At 42.2% G+C, this 19,240-nt stretch carries 11 protein-coding genes; 8 read left to right on the top strand and 3 right to left on the bottom strand.

Annotated features, from left to right (window positions below; genetic code table 11):
* Positions 1 to 8: 8 nt before the first annotated feature.
* From QR40_RS27780 to QR40_RS27770, 3 genes are read right to left on the bottom strand one after another with little or no spacing between them, the layout of a single operon-like run.
* Positions 9 to 1,652, bottom strand: coding sequence for a type 2 periplasmic-binding domain-containing protein (locus QR40_RS27780; RefSeq protein ID WP_044297718.1), 1,644 nt, complete (start codon positions 1,650 to 1,652; stop codon positions 9 to 11).
* A 3-nt stretch (positions 1,653 to 1,655) separates the two neighbouring features.
* Complete coding sequence (locus QR40_RS27775; protein ID WP_044297717.1) at positions 1,656 to 2,411, bottom strand: response regulator transcription factor; 756 nt, start codon at positions 2,409 to 2,411, stop codon at positions 1,656 to 1,658.
* Between the two features lie 5 nt (positions 2,412 to 2,416).
* Entirely contained in the window at positions 2,417 to 4,234 is a 1,818-nt protein-coding gene (locus tag QR40_RS27770) for a sensor histidine kinase (protein ID WP_044297716.1), read from the bottom strand.
* 350 nt (positions 4,235 to 4,584) lie between these two features.
* Between QR40_RS27770 and QR40_RS27765 the strand changes: the two genes are divergently transcribed.
* The 8 genes from QR40_RS27765 to QR40_RS30410 all read left to right on the top strand — a co-directional run bounded on the left by QR40_RS27765 (position 4,585) and on the right by QR40_RS30410 (position 19,169).
* Positions 4,585 to 5,541 carry an ABC transporter permease gene (locus QR40_RS27765; RefSeq protein ID WP_242858598.1) on the top strand — a complete coding sequence of 319 codons (957 nt, stop codon included), beginning with the start codon at positions 4,585 to 4,587 and terminating at the stop codon, positions 5,539 to 5,541.
* Between the two features lie 63 nt (positions 5,542 to 5,604).
* Positions 5,605 to 6,492: a carbohydrate ABC transporter permease gene (locus tag QR40_RS27760; protein WP_242858597.1), complete on the top strand. Its 888-nt coding sequence runs from the start codon at positions 5,605 to 5,607 to the stop codon at positions 6,490 to 6,492.
* A 44-nt stretch (positions 6,493 to 6,536) separates the two neighbouring features.
* Positions 6,537 to 8,186 (top strand): type 2 periplasmic-binding domain-containing protein, encoded by a 1,650-nt coding sequence (locus tag QR40_RS27755; protein WP_044297715.1) that lies wholly within the window; start codon positions 6,537 to 6,539, stop codon positions 8,184 to 8,186.
* A 156-nt stretch (positions 8,187 to 8,342) separates the two neighbouring features.
* Entirely contained in the window at positions 8,343 to 10,958 is a 2,616-nt protein-coding gene (locus tag QR40_RS27750) for a family 78 glycoside hydrolase catalytic domain (protein ID WP_052431093.1), read from the top strand.
* Positions 10,959 to 10,984: 26 nt separating this feature from the next.
* Positions 10,985 to 13,585, top strand: a complete 2,601-nt coding sequence (locus QR40_RS27745) for a hypothetical protein (RefSeq protein WP_044297714.1) — start codon at positions 10,985 to 10,987, stop codon at positions 13,583 to 13,585.
* Between the two features lie 25 nt (positions 13,586 to 13,610).
* Positions 13,611 to 15,665 carry a beta-galactosidase gene (locus tag QR40_RS27740; protein WP_044297713.1) on the top strand — a complete coding sequence of 685 codons (2,055 nt, stop codon included), beginning with the start codon at positions 13,611 to 13,613 and terminating at the stop codon, positions 15,663 to 15,665.
* Between the two features lie 20 nt (positions 15,666 to 15,685).
* Positions 15,686 to 17,314: a response regulator gene (locus QR40_RS30415; protein ID WP_052431092.1), complete on the top strand. Its 1,629-nt coding sequence runs from the start codon at positions 15,686 to 15,688 to the stop codon at positions 17,312 to 17,314.
* 91 nt (positions 17,315 to 17,405) lie between these two features.
* Positions 17,406 to 19,169, top strand: coding sequence for a cache domain-containing sensor histidine kinase (locus QR40_RS30410; RefSeq protein ID WP_052431091.1), 1,764 nt, complete (start codon positions 17,406 to 17,408; stop codon positions 19,167 to 19,169).
* The last annotated feature ends 71 nt before the right edge of the window (positions 19,170 to 19,240 follow it).

The raw sequence follows: 19,240 nt of genomic DNA, 5'->3' as shown, positions 1-19,240 counted from the left end.
TTTAAGCTTTATTTTATATTCAGCATTTCTGCCTGTTTATTTAAATTATCTATGTAAGTCAGTATACCGTCTTCCTTCCAGCGGTTAATGACTTCTTTCCACATCTTTACAGGGTCTTCATTGCCAATAATGACTTTGGTGAACTCATCTATCATAGTTGAAGTTGAAAATATATCAGACTCTTCTTTTGACATTTGCAAAAAATCATAGGGCCGTTCAACCATCGTGGTGTTTTCCTGATTCCAGTGAAGGGCTCCGTTGGACATTTCCATAATCTTTCGTCCATACCTTTTATTATTCTGTTCGCTGGATACAAAATCATCATTGGACCCGCCCCAAGAGGCAAGACTTGTAAATAAATTTAATGAGGGATACTTTTTGAGAAGCAGCTCTGATACATTTTCACTGGAGGCATCCGGAAGACAGGAGTATTTCCCGTCCTTGAAATCATAATCTTCCCCCTCTATGCCAAATCTAGTGAGATACCATCCTTCTTCCGACAGCAGGTATTCGTACAGATATAAAATTCTTTCCATCTTTTCTTCGTCAACATGGGAAGAAAACAGAGATTCCGACCAGAAAGGGGAACTGCTGTTGCTGTATCGTTTCCCATCCGAACAGGGGAAAATATTTAAGATACTTACGGCATCTTCAAATGGTTCCGACTCATCGTGGTAGTGGTTCCAATAAGCTTTAATCTCAGAAAGGGCTGCCGGAGAAGTCTTATATTCCAGGGCACCCAGCTTTCCTCTTGCAAAATCATAGACGGAGTCTACCGTCTTCTTAAGATAAAACTCCGGGTCAAGGCCGCCGCTGACGTACAACTTTCGATACGCCTTTACCACATCTTCAAATTCCGGCAGAAGATAAGAGGGAAGAAACTGTCCGTCTTTTTTTACCCAGGTATATACATTACACTCAGGTGCAATACCAAGAATCAGCCATTTGCCAAGTGCCGTACGGTTTCCCACATTGTATCCGATAGTATCATCGATATGATTCCCGTCCGGATCTTCTGCCGCAAAAGCTACCGTCATGTCAATAAATGCATCCAGATTTTCAGGTTCTGTTATCCCCAGCGATTCCATCCAGTCTTTGCGCACGAGCAGTCCAGCATCCGAAGATGACAGATCCATATCGCCAAAGGAAGTTCTGGGAAACGTATATATTTTTCCGTCCTTCTGCTCTAAAAAATGCTGCAGGGAGTCTACTGTTTTCATAACCTCCGGGTATTTTGAGAGATCTTCCGGCAGAGGCGAGAGCATTTTTCGCGAGATCATATCCGAAAGGGAAAGCGCATTATTTTCCGAGGTACCCGTTATTGTCGTTGCGGCAAAGATATCAGGCAGGGAATCAGATACACCCATTACCAGATAGCGCTCGTTGTAATCGGACCAGTTCAGGTTGACGGGTTTTATCGTTATATTAAACAGTTCTTCCAGATAACGCCACACCCCATCCTTTTCCTTGCTGTTTTCCATTGCCTGGATATTCCAGAATCCAATGCTGATCTCCAGATGCTGGCTCAAATCAGCATTCTGCAGAGACTCCGGAAGTTTTTTTTCGGTTTCACCGGGCCCGCCGTTCTTACAGCCCCAGAGAAAACAAAAGAGAGCCGACATTATTAATAAAATCATTATTTTTATTTTCATAACTCAATCCTCCCTGTTGCGGTAGGCGGTTGGTGTAATTCCCATAGTCTTTTTGAATACTTTGGCAAAATAAAAGTAATCCCGGTAACCTGTCTTCAGTGCGATCTCGGAAACGGGGAGATCGGTGTCCTGGAGTAATTTTACCGCCTGTTCTATACGGAGTTCTGTCACATAGCAGCTAAAGGTTTTATTCATTTCCTGGTTAAACAACTGGCTGGCATAATTTGGATTAACGCTGCAATGTTCCGCAATCTGCTGAATCGAGATGCATTCACTGCAGTGTTCATGAATATAAGACAGCATACACCTGACAATTCGGTTTTTAACCGGAAATATCGGGAGGTCTTTTTCTTTTTGTTCTTTCTTCTTCTTTTCCATTGAATGCAGGAATTCCACTTTTTCATATGCCCGCAGGATACTGTCCTGGATTTCTGTAGGAGAAAATGGCTTGAGGCAATAGCCGATTGCATTCTGCGTCATTGCTTTTTGCACATAGGCAAATTCTGCATGTCCGCTTATGATGGTAAAAACGGTATCAACCTTTTCCAGATTTGCTGCCTGGAGCAGTTCCAGCCCACCGAGTCCGGGCATTTTAATGTCTACAAATGCAAGGTCCGGCCGTTGATCCAGAATTAATTGAAGTCCTGTCAGCCCGTTATACGCTTCACCGGTAATTTCAAAGTATTCCTGGTTAAGCAGAAGTGCCCGCAGACTTTTAATCACCCATTTTTCATCATCAATAATGACTGCTCTGTACATTATGATTACTCCTTTCTTTGCAGCTGAAATGGAATACGAATCTGAATATTCGTTTCGATATGTTCTTTTGATTCGATTATTAAATGGTAGGGTTCCCCATAATACAGGCGGATACGGCTGTTTACATTTAAAAGTCCAAGGCTCTCGGATTCCTCGCCGGGGGAATCTACGAAGAGGGATTCTTCCATAGAAGAGGGCATTGTCTTCGGGCGGTTCAGACTTTCACGGATCTGGGACAGTCTTTGGACGGAAATGCCCTCACCGGTATCATAAACCCAGATAATTAGTGTATCATTGGAAGAATCATGCATTCCTCCTATCTGCAAATGCCCCGGTTCCAGCAGTTTCTCCAGACCATGGACAATGGAGTTTTCCACCAGGGGCTGCAAAATCATTTTCGGGATACATGCATCCATTATTTCATCGGAAATACTGTACTCTATGGTAAATCGCCCCTCAAAACGGGTGGATTGAATCATCAGATAAGACTTCACAATTTCCAGTTCTTCCCGAAAAGTTACAAATTCATTTCCTTTAATGCTGTAACGCAGAATTTGCGCCAGAGCCTGAGAAATATTAATAATATCATCAGACCTTCCTTCTGTGGACATGCCGCAGATTAAAGCCAGGGTATTATACAAAAAGTGGGGATTAATCTGGCTTCTTAAAAAAGCAAGTTCTGTTTTTTTGGCGTAGATCTCTGTTTCATACATCTTCGTGCAGGTATTAAAAATGTCACGGTTTAAGGTATCCACTTCATCCAGCATCTGGTTAAAGGCATTTCCAATGGTCTGGGCTTCCAGACAGACGTAAGATTTCTCGTCAAGATGGATACGTTCTTTCAGCGCCCGCCTGTTTCCTGAGGTAATCTTGTTCATAATCCCTGTTAATTCAGCAATCGTATTGAAAAAACGGGAGATAAAGTAAATTAAAAAAGTACAGACTATAATAAAAATAACCAGAGTAATAAAATACTGGCTGCCTACGGTTTTAATTAACTTTTGGAAGAGTGCGCCTTTTGGAATGATGGAGATTAACTCATATCCCGTATCGGGAATCCCATGGGATTCATAGGTATATTCCGTATTGGAATAGGTAATAACAGAATCCCCGGACCGTTTGTTTAAGTATGCCTGGTAGATTTCCTCATCCCCTAACAGAAGATTCTGGCTCTGATCCAGGAAAATCATCTTCTGGTCTGTACTGTCAAGAGAATAGGAGCCGCCCAGGAACCTGGAAGGGTCTATGGCTATGAAAACGGCTCCGCAGGGAGTGGCATTGCTTAAATCCAGCGGATAAATCAAGCGCCCGGCAACAATACAGACGGTATTTAAAGAATGGATAAAGTAGTTCTGCCTGTCGAAGAAAAATACGTCATGCTGGTCTCTTGGAAGTTCCTTTAAGAGCCGGCTGGTAATCGAAGAATCCCCGGCTACGTTGCTGAAATTGCCGTTGTCTCCAATCACAGCAATATCAATGATGGAAGGCTCCTGGTTCTGTGTATTGATCAGCAGATTGGAAACCCGCTGGACATAATCAAACTTTGATTCCTGATTTTTTTCAACGAGGTAACTCTGTACAAGCTCATTATAAGCAAGACTGGTTGTGAGTTTTGAAAAATAAGTGTAATTATATTCAACCTCGTGGAGCACCTGATTTACTTTTTCGTCCTGGTTCGTCTTCAAAGACTGGTACTGCAATTTATAATAGGAGAACATACTGAATGCCATGATTCCAGCCATGGTAACAGCCATAATCATTAAAAGAACCATCATCTGGCGCCGTAGTGGCAGTGGTGTAAATTTTTTTAACTGTATTTTCATTTTTTTAGTAACCTCTTAAGTTGTTGTCTACCAAGATAGTACAATTTAATTTCAATAACTTGTATGGAAAAAAGTCAGGGAATTATGTAAAAAACTCAAATGGGAACAATTTAACGGCATTGCCAGAGGAAGAGGTATAAAAATTATAGCCTATTCTATTAAATGTTTTATGTAAAAATATTAGAAATATATGTAAATTTCTTTAAAAGATTTAATAAATTTCCAAAATCATAAGAATATTACATAAAGAGCAGAGTTATAAACATTTAAAAAATTTCCTTTTTCAGTAGAATAGATAATATCAGACAGGTAAGAAAACGATACTCAGAAATGAGGGAAAGGAGCAGGAAGTGAGAGAGAAGAGAAAGAAACCGGCACAGACAGCTTACGTGCCGAAAGTCAGTATTTTTAAGATGCTGGGCAAGCAAAGAACTCTGATTTTGCTGTGTTTGCCGGCACTTATGCTAACCATAATTTTCAAGTACGGCTCGATGTATGGGATTCTCATTGCATTTAAAAATTATAAAACATCGAAGGGGGTATGGGGAAGTGACTGGCTGGATCCTTTTTATAAAAACTTTATAACGTTTTTTAAAAATCCATCTTCAGGCCAGATTATATGGAATACGATTCGCATTGGAGTAATAACCATGCTGTTTTCTTTTCCGGCGCCGATCATATTCGCTATTCTTTTAAATGAAGTAAAGGGTAAAATGTTTAAAAAGGCGGTTCAGACGGTTTCCTATATACCCCATTTTATTTCTATTGTAGTTGTAGTGGGAATGTTGAACAGCTTTGGGTCCATAGATGGAATTTTTAATACGATCCGTGGATGGTTTGGGCTGGCGGCTGTGAATATGAATGAAGGAACAAAGTATTTTATGCCCATGTATGTAGGTTCCCAAATCTGGCAGACCTTTGGCTGGAGCTCCATTATATATCTGTCTGCCTTGTCGAATATTGATACGACCCTATATGATGTGGCAAATATAGACGGTGCCAACAGATGGCAGAAGATTAAGAATATTGCATGGCCTACCATATTGCCAACAACCACGATTATGTTAATTATGAATGTAGGCACGGTACTCAATTCTGATTACCAGAAAATATTGTTAATGCAGAATGATACCAACCGCAGTGCAATCGATGTAATTTCATCCTTTGTTTACCGGGAAGGTATCGTAGGTGCCCGCTTTGAATATACGACGGCAGTGAACCTGATGCTATCAGTTGTAGCGTTTGGTCTGGTTATCATTACAAATAAAATCACCCAGAAGGTTAATGCTGAAAACAGCTTATGGTAATAAAAATGACTTTAAGTAAATCATGTTTTCATTTGTGTTCGGGTAACGGGAAGGAGAAGTAAATTGAACCAGAAAAATAAAATTCATATTGGAAGTAAATCAGCGGATATCATCCTGATGGTCATCATGTGTCTGCTGATGGTGACAATCTTGTATCCGTTTATCAATATCATTTCCATATCCTTAAGCAGTCCCAGTGCAATTACAACCGGTAAGGTAAACTGGCTGCCGGTGGGATTTAATCTGAAAGGATATAAAATGGTATTCGGGGATCCCAAGATCTGGAGTGCGTATGGAAATACCATTCTGTATGCAACCCTGGGAACGGCATTAAACCTTATCTTTACTGCTATGATTTCCTATTCACTGATGATAAAGGAATTCGTGCTGCGTAAACCCATGACCGTTTTTTTAACAATTACAATGTTTTTTAATGGAGGAATGGTTCCAAGTTACATATTAATCCAGAATCTTGGGCTAATGGACAGTATCTGGTCTGTTATTCTTCCGGGGTGTGTCTCTGCTTATAACATATTTATTTACCGCTCCTTTTTTAAAGGAATATCACCGGAAATACGGGAAGCGGCATTTGTAGACGGAGCAGGGGAAGCCAGAATCCTGTTTAGCATCTATATGCCTCTTTCAAAGGCGTTATTTGCAACGTTTGGTTTGTTTTCCCTGGTTATGTACTGGAACATGTGGTTTGAGCCGCTGCTGTATTTGAAAACAGACACAAAGCAGCCCATTCAGATGATACTCCGCCAGATATTATTTACCTCCGGTGCAGCCGGCATGAATGGTGCTCAGGAGATGATGAATCAACAGCTGGTTAACCCTAAAAACATACAATATGCATGTATTATCGCAACGATAGCACCAATTATGATTGTCTATCCGTTCCTGCAGAAATATTTTGAACAGGGAATGATGGTAGGCGCAGTTAAGGGATAACCGTGTCTGAAAAGCACGTTCCAATAAAGAAGGGAGATTATAATATGAAGAAAAAAATGGTAACAGCATTGCTGGCAGCAGCGCTTGCTGCAGCAGCACTGTCGGGATGCGGGCAAAAAGTTGAAAGTACAGAAACGACAGCCAAAGGGGAAACACCGGAACTGCCGGACAACACCCTTTCCATAACGGCATCTATTCCCACTTTTGGCACAGATCCGGGCAATACGGAAGTACAAAAAGAGTGGCAAAAGAGAATGGAAGAATACCTGGGATGCAAACTGGATATTAAATGGACTTATACACCATGGCTTGATTATCGGGAAAATGAGAAGGTAATTCTGGCAAGCGGTGAAATGCCAGACGTGTTTACCTATTCCTGGGGAGACACGATAAACGAGTATGGACAGGATGGCCAGGTGCTTGACATTGCCAAATACAAACAGTTCATGCCATATTACTCCAAGTTTGTGGAAGAGACAAGAGGCGGAGAGAATTTTGCTTACAATGCAGACGGAACTTCTTACTATTTTAAAGACGGCTTTGTAAATAATAACGATATCATAGGTGCACAGTCATTTACAGCATTTGCATACCGGTTTGACCTGCTGGAGAAGAACAATCTGACCCCGGCGACAAATTTAGATGAATTCAGTGATTTATGCAAAAAGTTAAAAGAACTTTATCCGGATTCTTATCCGATTTCCAACAGCGATAAGAACTATGCATTCTACAGAGGATTTGCGGGCATTTACCATACTTCCGATACACTTTACTGGAACGGGACAAAATGGGCATTTGGTCCGATTGATGATAACTTCAAAGACATGCTTTCCTACCTGAAAACCCTCTATGATGCAGGTTATATTGATCCTGAATTTGCTACGGATGATGCCGATGCCTGCAATAAGAAGGCAGCTACCGGAAAGGTACTGATTTATCCTACCGTATGGTCCGGTATGGCAGCGCACTGGAACCGCAACAAAGAAGATCAGGATATTAATTTTGGGCTTGCCTATTTACCGGAAAATGAAAAATATGGAACACCGTGGAAGTGGGGCTCCAAGGAAGAAGGGCTGTCCCTTGCCAGTACCGGATTTGGAGTTGGCATTTCAGGAAATACCGAGTATCCGGAATGGATTGTAAAAATGATAGATTACCAGTATTCACCGGAGATGATCGAACTGCAGAACTGGGGTATTGAAGGTAAGACTTATGTGGTAAATGAAGATGGTTCCAAAACATTTACGGAAGAAATCACCGGTGCGGATAACCCGGTACAGGAGCTTGCTAACTACGGTGTGACTTCTTCAGCGGCATGCAGGACAGGTGTAGTATTTACTCCGCAGGAATTTGAGCCCCAGATAGAACAGCTGGAAGAAGAACCCTGGTGGAGCAAAGAGGACGGTTTCCATATGGATAAATACTGGCTTGCAAGTTCCAAATACGGCGGGGAAGAGTCAGTTGCTCCTTATGACCGTGCTCCAATCCTGAATCTGGATCCCGACCAGGCTACCGAAAAAGCTACGCTGATGAATGCCTGCGAGACCGTTGCAAAAGAAAAAGCCGTTGATTTTATTACCGGAAAGATGGATTTAGAAAAAGACTGGGATTCTTACGTAGATTCCGTAAAGTATGCGGTAGATGATTTTGAAGGTACTTTGCAGATGTTAAATGAATATTCGGTAAAAGAATAATATGAAACCAGATAAAATTTGCTATGCAATATAAATATTTTACTATTTAAGAGTGGGCAGGGGATTGGTAAGCTGTAAGCAGCCAATCCCCTGCAAGTTATACACTGTAAATGAATACTGGATTGATTTGTAAAGATAAAAGGAACAGGTGATTATATGGAAATAACATGCCAAAAGGTCCAATACCGGAAGAATCCAATTGGGCTAGACATTACAAAACCGCATTTTGAATGGAATATTCAGCTTAATGCAGCGGTTGATGGGAAGAAGTGGTTTCAGACGGCATATCAGATACTGGTATCGGACAACGAAAAAAGCCTAGAGAATGACGATGGGAATATCTGGGACAGTGGGAAGCAGAAGGGCAGTGAGATGACTCAGATTATATATGCGGGAGCCCCCCTGCTTTCCTGCACCAGGTATTACTGGAAAGTCCGGGTATGGGATCAGAATGAGAAAATTTCTGCGTACAGCAGTATTTCTTATTTTGAAACGGCATTTTTAAGCGGCAGAGAATGGAGCGGGAAATGGATTGGTGAGCAGAAGGATTTTGTAAGCCATATATTCCGGAAACCATTTCATCTTAAAGAGGGCATAAAAGAGGCAAGAGTTTACATATGCGGGCTGGGGCATTATGAATTGCTGGTCAATGGAAAGAAGGCAGGGGACAGTGTGCTGTCACCGGGATGGACAGATTATCAGAAGTCCTGCCTGTATAATACATACGATGTAACCAAACAGGTTCAGAAAGGCTGGAACTGTATTGGTTTATTTTTGGGTGACGGCATGTTTCATGTAAGGAAAAAGAGATATGTTTACTTTGAACGGACTTATGGAAATATGAAATTCCTCCTGCAGCTTCAGGTTACATATCAGGACGGGAGTAAAACCATAATTGTTTCGGATAAAGAATTCCATATGGCTCAGAGTCCCATAACTTATTCCGGAATCTATGGCGGAGAGGATTATGATGCCAGATTGGAGCAGGAGGGATTTGCGCGTCCTGAATTTACCGAAGATGATTCCTGGCAGCAGGCAGCAGTAGTAGAAGCGCCAAAAGGAAAACTGTGTGCGGAAAGGACAAATCCACTAAAAGTGATGGAGTCCTTAGAACCGGTAAGGGTTTGGGAAACTTCGGACGGTGTGTACATGTATGATATGGGGAAGAATTTCTCGGGATGGGTAAGCTTGAAACTCAGAACAAATGGAAATATTGCGGGATCCTGCATTACCTTGGTGCCTGCTGAAATTCTTGCTTCGGATGGTAGTCCCGACCAGCGTGTGACCGGTGAAGGATACTGCTGGAAATATATTTGTAATGAAAAAGAAAGCCAGTATTACCGGCCTAAATTCACCTATTATGGTTTCCGGTATGTACAGGTGAGTGGGGCTGTTCCGGCAGCATTTGCCGCGGATGGAAGTCAGCCTGATCAGCCCGTAATTGAAGAAATAACAGGAGAATTTATTTATCCGGATATTGAAATAACAGGGAGTTTTGAATGCTCCAATATACTATTTAATAAAATTCACCAGATCATAAATCAGGCTGTACGAAGCAATATGAAGTCCATCCTGACAGACTGTCCCCATCGGGAAAAACTGGGGTGGCTGGAACAGACACATTTGATAGGACCGTCAATGATGTGCGGTTACGATATAAGAAGCCTTTATGAAAAGATAGAACAGGATATGGAGGAGGCCCAGCATGAAGACGGACTGATCCCCGATATCTGCCCGGAGTACGTAACAGGATTTGAAAAATGGCATTATGGGTATCTGGATTCTCCGGAGTGGGGAAGCGCCTGCATCATCAATCCCTGGTATCTTTATAAAAGGTATGCAGACAGAAGCATATTAGACAGGTTTTACCGGGTAATGCAGGATTATCTCAGCCATCTAACCCGGATGACCCACCATCATGTGCTCCACCATGGTCTGGGAGACTGGCTGGATATTGGTCCCAATACACCGCATTCACAGAATACCCCCGTTCCTGTAGTTGCTACGGCGATCTATTATTATGATGTTACGATTATGGCAGCTGTTTCCACACTGCTTGGAAAAGAAAAGGAAGCAGAGTATTACAGGTTACTTGGGAGGGAGGTAAAGAAAGAGTATAACCTTCAGTTTTATGATAAAGCCACTTGCAGATATGCCACAGGAAGCCAGACAGCACAGGCAATGAGTCTTGCTGTTGGTCTTGCAGAACCGGAAGATGAAGCAGGCATACTGGATTATCTGATTCAGGATATCGAAAAAAGAAATTATGCCACAACTGCGGGAGATATCGGTCATCCCTTTGTTATGACGGCACTGACTTCATATGGCAGGTCTGATATTATAGAAAAAATGACAAATGTGACGGACGCGCCTGGATATGGCTACCAGGTCCGGTGCGGTGCAACGACGCTGACGGAAGAATGGGACGGACCGGATCCGCAAAGGCCGCATGGATCCCAGAACCACCTCATGCTTGGGAGTGTGGAAGAATGGTTTTACTGTGGTCTGGCAGGTTTACCGGGAGTAAGGAGCCGGGATGTCTTAAAGGAACTGGTTATCAGCCCGTACTTTTCACCTGAAATTAATAATGTAAGGTCATCCATTGGTCATCCTTACGGAAAGGTGTATTCCAACTGGACCAGGGATCAGGGAAAAATATGGGTTGAAGTTGAAGTTCCGCCAAATACAAAAGGTGTTTTTAAACCAAAACCAACATCCGATGGTTATGTTTTCTATGGAAAAGAGACATTTATTATAGAGGAAACAGATTAAACCAACAAAAACAGGAGGAAATCAATATGGCTTATCCACAGCGTTTAGAGGATTTGATAAAAGGTAAGGGTGGTAATTATATACTGCCATTTTTATGGATGCATGGCGAAGAAAAAGAAATTATAAAAGAAGAAATAGATAGAATCTGCGGGTGCGGAATTCGGGAAATCTGCCTGGAGTCCAGACCCCATCCTGATTTTGCAGGTCCCGGATGGTGGGAAGATTTAGATTTTATTATGGAAGAGGCAAGAAAAAGGGAGCTTCGTATCTGGATTCTGGACGATGATAAATTTCCTACAGGACACGCAAATGGGGCATTTGAACAGCAGCCCGGACTGGCAAAGGTCTATCTTGCACAGCGGCATATGGATGTAATAGGACCTGTGAAGGACAGTGCAGTGGTAATTGATCCGTTTCTGGGCGAAGAGGGAGAACTGCTGGCAGTACTGGCTTGCCCCAAACCGGATACGGAATCTCTGGATATTAAAGGGGATGGAATTCTGAATCTGACCGGACAGGTGCACGACGGAGTACTTTATTTTGACGTGCCGGAAGGTTTTTACCGGGTGTTTGTGATTTATAAGACCAGAAAAAATGGCGGAAGAGAAAATTACATGAATCTCATAGACAGCGCTTCTGTAAGAGTTCTTCTGGATGCGGTATATGAGCCCCATTACCGGAGGTACAAAGATGACTTTGGAAAAACATTTGCCGGATTTTTTTCTGATGAGCCGGAATTAGGAAATACACCCGGATATGATTTTCAGGATAAGCTTGGAAAAAGTGATGTGAAACTGCCCTGGAGCAGTGAGCTTGAACATTTGCTTGAGAACCTGTGGGGAGCAGACTGCTACGGGAACCTGCCTGCCCTGTGGTATGATATGGGGCAAAAGACTGCCGGGATCAGAAGCAGCTATATGAATTGTGTTTCCACCCTGGTCAGCACCTGCTTCAGCCAACAGATCGGAAACTGGTGCAGGGACAGGGGTGCAGAATATATTGGACATATCATTGAGGACGATAATGCCCATGGACGGCTGGGCTGCAGCATCGGACATTATTTCCGGGCTCAAAAGGGTCAGGATATGTCAGGAATCGATGTAGTTCTGCTGCAGATAATGCCGGGATTTACGGGGACCTATCATCAGTGGATTGCCTCCGACCGGGATGGTGAATTCTTCCACTACGGTCTGGCGAAGCTGGGCAGTTCCTCTGCACATACGGATCCTGCAAAAAGAGGGAGGGCTTTATGTGAAATCTATGGTGCCTATGGATGGGGCGAGGGCATCAGCCTTATGAAGTGGCTGACAGATCATATGCTGGTAAGAGGAATTAATGTTTTTGTGCCCCATGCATTTTCTCCCACTTTTCCGGACAGGGACTGCCCGCCTCATTTCTATGCAAGGGGAAACAATCCTCAGTACCGGTTTTTTACACTGCTTATGAAGTACATGAACAGATGCTGTCATCTGCTGAACGGGGGAGTACATAAAGCAGATGCGGCAGTACTCTATCATGCAGAAGCGGAGTGGACGGGAAAACAGGCCATGCTTTTTCAAAAACCTGTCCGTAAATTGTTGGAAGGGCAGCTGGACCTGGATGTGGTCCCGGCTGATTTGCTGACGTCAGAGGCAGTGGCTGCCGCTGATGGAAGAATCAGGATCAATGAAGCAGAATACACATCATTTATTATTCCTTACTGTGAGTGCATTCCAAAAGCTGCCGCAGATTTTGCAATCCATGCATCAGAAAATGGAATTCCTGTTTTCATGGTGGGAGAATGCCCCCGCTATTATACAGACGGAAGTGCTGTCAGTCGGGAATTTGAAAAGCATGTGATTGTGGTCTCCCTGGATGAACTTGCCAAAAAAGTAAGGGAAACGGGTAAACCATCCTTTTTCTTTACGGGAAATAATAAGGATCTCAGAGCATGCTGCTATAGGCAGAAAGATTCCAATATCTATATGTTCTTTAACGAAAGTCCTTTTGATGCAGTAGATACTTCCGTCAGGTTTTTAAATGAAGAGCAAAAGTACATTGTACGTTACGATGGGATCAATAATAAAATAGAACCGGGATGCAGCAGGGAGGAAGCCCTTACACTTCACTTGCTGCCCGGAGAATCTGCTGTATATCTGGGGAGTAGTGATACACCGGTTCAAAAGAAAACCACTCTGGAAGAAGTAATAAAACTGGACATTGACTGGGAGGTCTCCCTGGCGGAAACGGGAGATTACCCTGATTTCGTAAAAAGATTGCACATTCCTTCCGGGGAAAGGCTGCCGAATATGAATGGAAAAGATGGATTTCCAAGATTCTCTGGGACATTTTTGTATGAGGGAAAGTTTGATTTTTCAGTATCTGACAGAAAGGCAGAGAGGTACATTCTATGCCTGCCCTCGGTAGGAGACTGTGCAGATGTGCGGCTCAATGATTTTAATGCGGGGATGCTGATTGGCAATCCCTATGAGGTGGATATCACGCCGTATTTAAGAGACGGAGAAAACAATCTCAAAATTGAAACAGCCAATACCCTTGTGTGGAGCTTGCATGATGGACAGTCTACCCATATGCAGTTATCCCCTACCGGATTATTAGCACCGCCGGAACTGCATTTATACCGATAACGGAAGAAAGTGAGCGAAATAAAAAATGAATAGAAATCTATTATTTCCTAAGGTAAACGAAATTCTCCACGGTGGGGATTATAATCCTGAGCAATGGCTGGATCGCCCTGACATTTTAGCAGAGGATATCCGGCTGATGAAGAAAGCAGGAGTAAATACAGTCACCCTGGGGGTATTTTCCTGGTCGGTCTATGAACCATCGGAAGGAGCGTATCATTTTGAGTGGTTGGATGAAGTTATGGACAGGCTCTGGGAAAATGGCATTTTTACCATCTTGGCAACGCCATCCGGAGCAAGGCCGGCATGGCTGGACCAGGAATATCCACAGGCTATGCGGGTTAATAATATGGGGGTACGAAACCACCATGGAGTCCGGCACAATCATTGCATGACCTCACCGTTGTACCGGGCTAAGGTCCGGGAAATCAATACGATTCTGGCAAAACGGTATGGGAGCCATCCCGGACTGATCCTATGGCATATTTCCAATGAACTTGGCGGTGCATGTTACTGCGGCCTTTGCAAAAAACAATTTCAGGAATATCTGAAACGAAGATATCATGACAATATTGATGAATTGAATAAAGAATGGTGGACGACGTTCTGGAGCCATAGATATAACAGCTTTCATCAGATAGAACCGCCGATGCCGGGAGGTGAGACCAGTATCCATGGATTAAACCTGGACTGGAAACGATTCACAACCTGGAATATGACCGATTATATGAAAGAAGAAATTGCTGTTTTTAAAAAATGGACGCCGGACATTCCGGTTACGACAAATTTTATGCAATTGTACGAAGGACTGGATTACCATAAGATGGCCAAAGAACTGGATATCATTTCCTGGGATAGTTATCCGGAATGGAGTACAGACAAAAGGGAGCTAATTGATACCGCTGCGATGACGGCATTTGATCACAGCATTATGCGCTCTTTTAAAAGAGATCAGCCATTTATGCTCATGGAAAGTGTTCCAAGCCAGGTCAACTGGCATCCTGTAAACAAGCTAAAGCGGCCAGGTATCCATAACCTGTCTAGTATGCAGGCGGTAGCATGCGGTTCCGATACCGTGCAGTATTTTCAATGGAGAAAGAGCCGGGGGTCATATGAGCAGCATCATGGAGCCGTGATTGACCACTTAGGGCGGTCCGATACCAGGGTATTTCGGGAAGTAGAAGAAGCAGGCAAAAATTTAAAATTACTGCAGGAAGTACAGGGCAGCGTACCAAAGGCTTCAGCAGCAATTCTCTTCGACTGGGAGAACTGGTGGGCAATCAACGATATGGCGGGGTTAAGTGTACAGAAAAATTATCCGCAGGAATGCAGAAGACTGTATCAGATACTATTCCGTTATGGCATAGAGGCAGATGTGATATCCCAGGAAGAAGATTTAACCCCGTATAAGTTGGTGTTTGCACCAATGCTTTATCTGTTAAAGCCCGGGACGGAAGAACGGTTCAGTCAGTTTGTAACAGAAGGCGGACAACTGGTGGCAACTTATCTTACCGGATATGTAAATGAAAATACGCTCTGTTATCTGGGCGGTTTTCCGGGAGGTGCATTAAAAGATGTTTTCGGGCTGTATACGGAGGAGATCGATTCCCTGTACCCTTCTGAAAGGAATGGTGCCGCTTTTACCGAAGACAGCGGTATGGAGGGAGTCTGCCAAATCCGGGATTTCTGTGAAATCATAAAGCCCGTGACTGCTCAGATTCTGGCAAGTTATACGGGGGATTTCTACCAGGGAACACCGGTAATTACCGTAAATCGTTTTGGGAAGGGAAAAGCATGGTATCTGGGGGCAAGAGTAGAAGATTCCGGTCTGGAACAGCTGCTGGGGAAAATAATGTGTGAATTGGGGATAACTTTTAAAAAATTACCAATTGGTGTGGAAAAGCACATACGGTATCATGACAGCGTGCAGTATGAGTTTTATTTAAATTATACGACAGAGGAGAAGGAGATTCAGCTAGAAGATAATGGAATTGGATTTTCGCTGTTGTATCAGAAACCTGTTTTTGATACACTCAAACTAAAAGGGTTAGGCATGGATGTGGTAAAACAGGAAAAGAGATAAATGTTCTGGGAGGAATGAAGATGAAGCTGCTGTTAGTAGATGATGAAAATCACGTAAGAGAAGGCATATTGTCTATGATTGATTGGAAAACCGCTCATGTAGACAAGATAGAGCAGGCAAAAAACGGAAAGGCCGGGTTTGAATTAGCATTGGAATTTGAACCGGATATTATACTCACGGATGTGAGAATGCCTAAAATGGACGGAATTGAAATGGCATTTGCGATTCGGGAACATCTGCCTCATTGCAGCATAATCTTCATGAGCGGATATTCGGATAAGGAATATCTCAAATCAGCAATACAGCTGTCCGCAATTAATTATGTGGAAAAACCAATAGAACTGGAAGAACTTTTTCAGGCAATCAGAGATGCTGTACATGTGCAGGAGGAAAGAAAAAACTGGGAACAGAAGAAAGCCGAGATGGATGGAAAGCTGGAAGTAAGTATGGCAGCCCTTCGTAATCAGCTGGTTTTGGACCTGACTAAGAAAAGCTTTCAGAATGGAAAGCGTACGTCTGACATAAAGATGGCTTATCCGGGGATATGTCCGGATCATGCATTTATTACAATCATTGTAGATCTTGTGGGAATTAAAAATGAAGGCAGTTTTAGGACCGGCAATCATTTCATACAAGAGGAACAGAGCATACAGACAAATGTAAAATTATTTTTGGAAAGTAAATTCACAGAGAAAGGTATGCAGGCATTGATTGGAAGCAAGGATGAGCATCTGGTATTGCTGCATATAGATCTTGGGAAGGAAGCAGAATCCTTTCTGGTGCGCAGGACAGAACGAACAGCAATGTGGATAAAAGAGCTGCTGGATGATTTATGTTATAGTTTTGTCTCAGTTGGAAGCCGTGTGGAGCACCTTTATAAAATCTATGAGTCCTATAATAATGCAGCAGCAGCGATGCTTCAGAGCTTTTATTATGAGACCGGCAGAATCATTTATTATGAAGACAGGCGAAATGAAGAATTTGTATTATCGGAAGAATATCTGGTGCAGTTCAAAGACATTATAAAATACGGTACATTTGAATCAGCAGTAGAATTTATACAATCCATTCTATTGAGATTGAGGGAACATCCTCATAAATTTATATTTTCCGTAAAGGAATTTTTCTTTAGAATGTTAATACAAGTGTCCGATACTGCCTGTCAAAAGGAAATTGCCCAATTTATGGAGCAGCCCCGGGGCATCATCCGGGAAACTGTCTGGGAATACCGGTTTTTAAGCCAGCTGGAAGCATATATGATAGAACAGCTGGAGTTATATTACCACAATGTAAATGAGGACGGTGGAAAGCAGGCAGTATCTGAAAAAGTAAAATATATTGTGTCTTGTAACTACAGTGAACCGGATCTTTCTCTTTCAACCATAGCACAGAAGCTTTCCCTGACCAGTTCTTATTTATGTATTCTTTTTAAAAAGGAATGCAATATGACATTAACAGCGTATATTATTGATTATAGAATGACCCGGGCAAAAAAGCTTTTGGCGGAAGAAAGCAGAAGAATCAAGGATATAGCCTTAATGACCGGATATATTGACTGTAATTATTTTATAAAGGTCTTCAAGAAGTATACAGGGGAAACACCGGCAGAATTCAGAAAAAGAATACATAGACAGGAAGCAGAAGTGTGAAAGAAAATCCCTTTCACACTTCTTATTAATGCAGTGTCGCAGCCGATATGCAGAGGGGGAAAGCCAGATTGCGCTATTCAGGAGGATAAATATGAAAAAGAAAAATACTTGCAAAATAAAATTCTTTCATCAAATGAAGTTAAAGACGAAGCTGCTATGGGTATATGGATTTTTAATTCTGGTTCCGCTGGTTATGCTGTCTTTTTTTGTGTTTCAAACCTACTCCGAAGGTATGAAAGAACAGCTGATTTATTCTGCTAACCAAAGTTTTTCCCAGACATATGATTTTCTGGATTATAAATTTTCTAAAGTCACCGACGTATTAGACCAGTTGTCTAACAATGAGGAGATCAGGCAGATGATAACAGGGGATATGGTGAATAAAGATATTAAGCAGCAGTATTGGAATATGCTAAGCATCAGACAGACCTTTCAGGAATTAGAAAACCAGGAAGATGTATCCAGGATCAGAATATATGTGGACGATAATATTTTATATGCCGAAGACCAGATCAATATGTTTGGTATGGGAAATATTCAGGAAGCGTCATGGATCAGACAGATGGAGAATGGCCAGAAACAGGTTCTGGGATTTGCGGACAATCCGGTACTTTCTTTTGCCTCCCGGATCAAAAGTATTGTAGATTACCGCCAGACTATTGGCTATATGCGGGTAGATATCCGAAAATCAAATATTGAAAACATTCTGAAACGGGCTGACATTACAGAAGACAGTATGACCTGTCTTGTAAATAAGGATAATGAGAAGATCGCGTGCTCTGTCAATGGCAGTACACCCCGTGTTATTATTGACCCGGAAGAGTCGGAAAGGAAATTTATAGAAGAAGATGATGGATTTACAGAAATAGCGGTAAATGGCAGAAAGATGCTGATGTGTCAAAAGTATCTATATCATTCTGGCTGGACAATGCTCACGGTAATTCCGTATCAGACAATTATGCGGGATATCAGCAGTATGCAGATAAGATTCTTTGGAATTATGCTGATTTCATCCATATTTGTGTTTTTTATGATATATCTGACCGGCAGGTCCATAACAGACAGGGTGGAACGCTTAATGTGTCATATGAAAAAGGTTCAAAAAGGTGAAACAGATGTAGAGATCGGAGAGGGAGGGGGCGATGAAATTGGAGCCCTATACCAGAATTTTGATTTTATGATCCATAAAACAAATGATCTGATGAACGAGAAGTACGAACTGGGGAAACATGTTAAAAATGCAGAATTACAGGCACTTCAGTCTCAGATTAATCCGCATTTTTTGTATAATACCCTGGATATGATTAAGTGGTACAGCTACGGAAAGAAAACCGAAGAAATTAATGAGATTGTTTCTCAGACCGCCAAATTTTATAAGATGACTCTGAATAAGGGGAAAAGTATAGTAACAATAGAAGATGAAATAGAACATGCCAGGGCATATCTGGCAATTCAGAATATGAGATTTGAAAATGCGGTAAAGGCAGAATTAGCCGTTCCGGAGAATCTGTTAAAATGTCCTATTCCGAAAATAACCCTGCAGCCATTGATTGAAAACGCCATTTTGCATGGGATTATGGAAAAGGACGACCCGGAGGGAACCATAACATTAACGGGTAGTGTTTTAAAAGACCACGTGGTGTTAACTCTAAAGGATGATGGAATTGGAATGGATAAAAACAATGCAGATAAGATACTGACCCGGGAAATCCAGTCAAAGACAGGAAGCGGATATGGAGTAAGAAATATACATGAACGCATATTAATACTCTGCGGTCAGGGATATGGACTGGTATATAAAAGCAAAGAGGGGGAGGGGACAACGGTAGAGATACATCTGAAATATACACAATAATTTACTACACCATATAAAGATATTACGATTTCGGTAAATACGTTCTCTTGATACAATCTATATATGAAGAA

The sequence above is a fragment of the Robinsoniella peoriensis genome, assembly GCF_000797495.1.
GTDB lineage: Bacteria > Bacillota > Clostridia > Lachnospirales > Lachnospiraceae > Robinsoniella > Robinsoniella peoriensis.
Note: the sequence above shows the minus strand (reverse complement) of the source record. Positions and strands in the feature narration are given on the sequence as shown.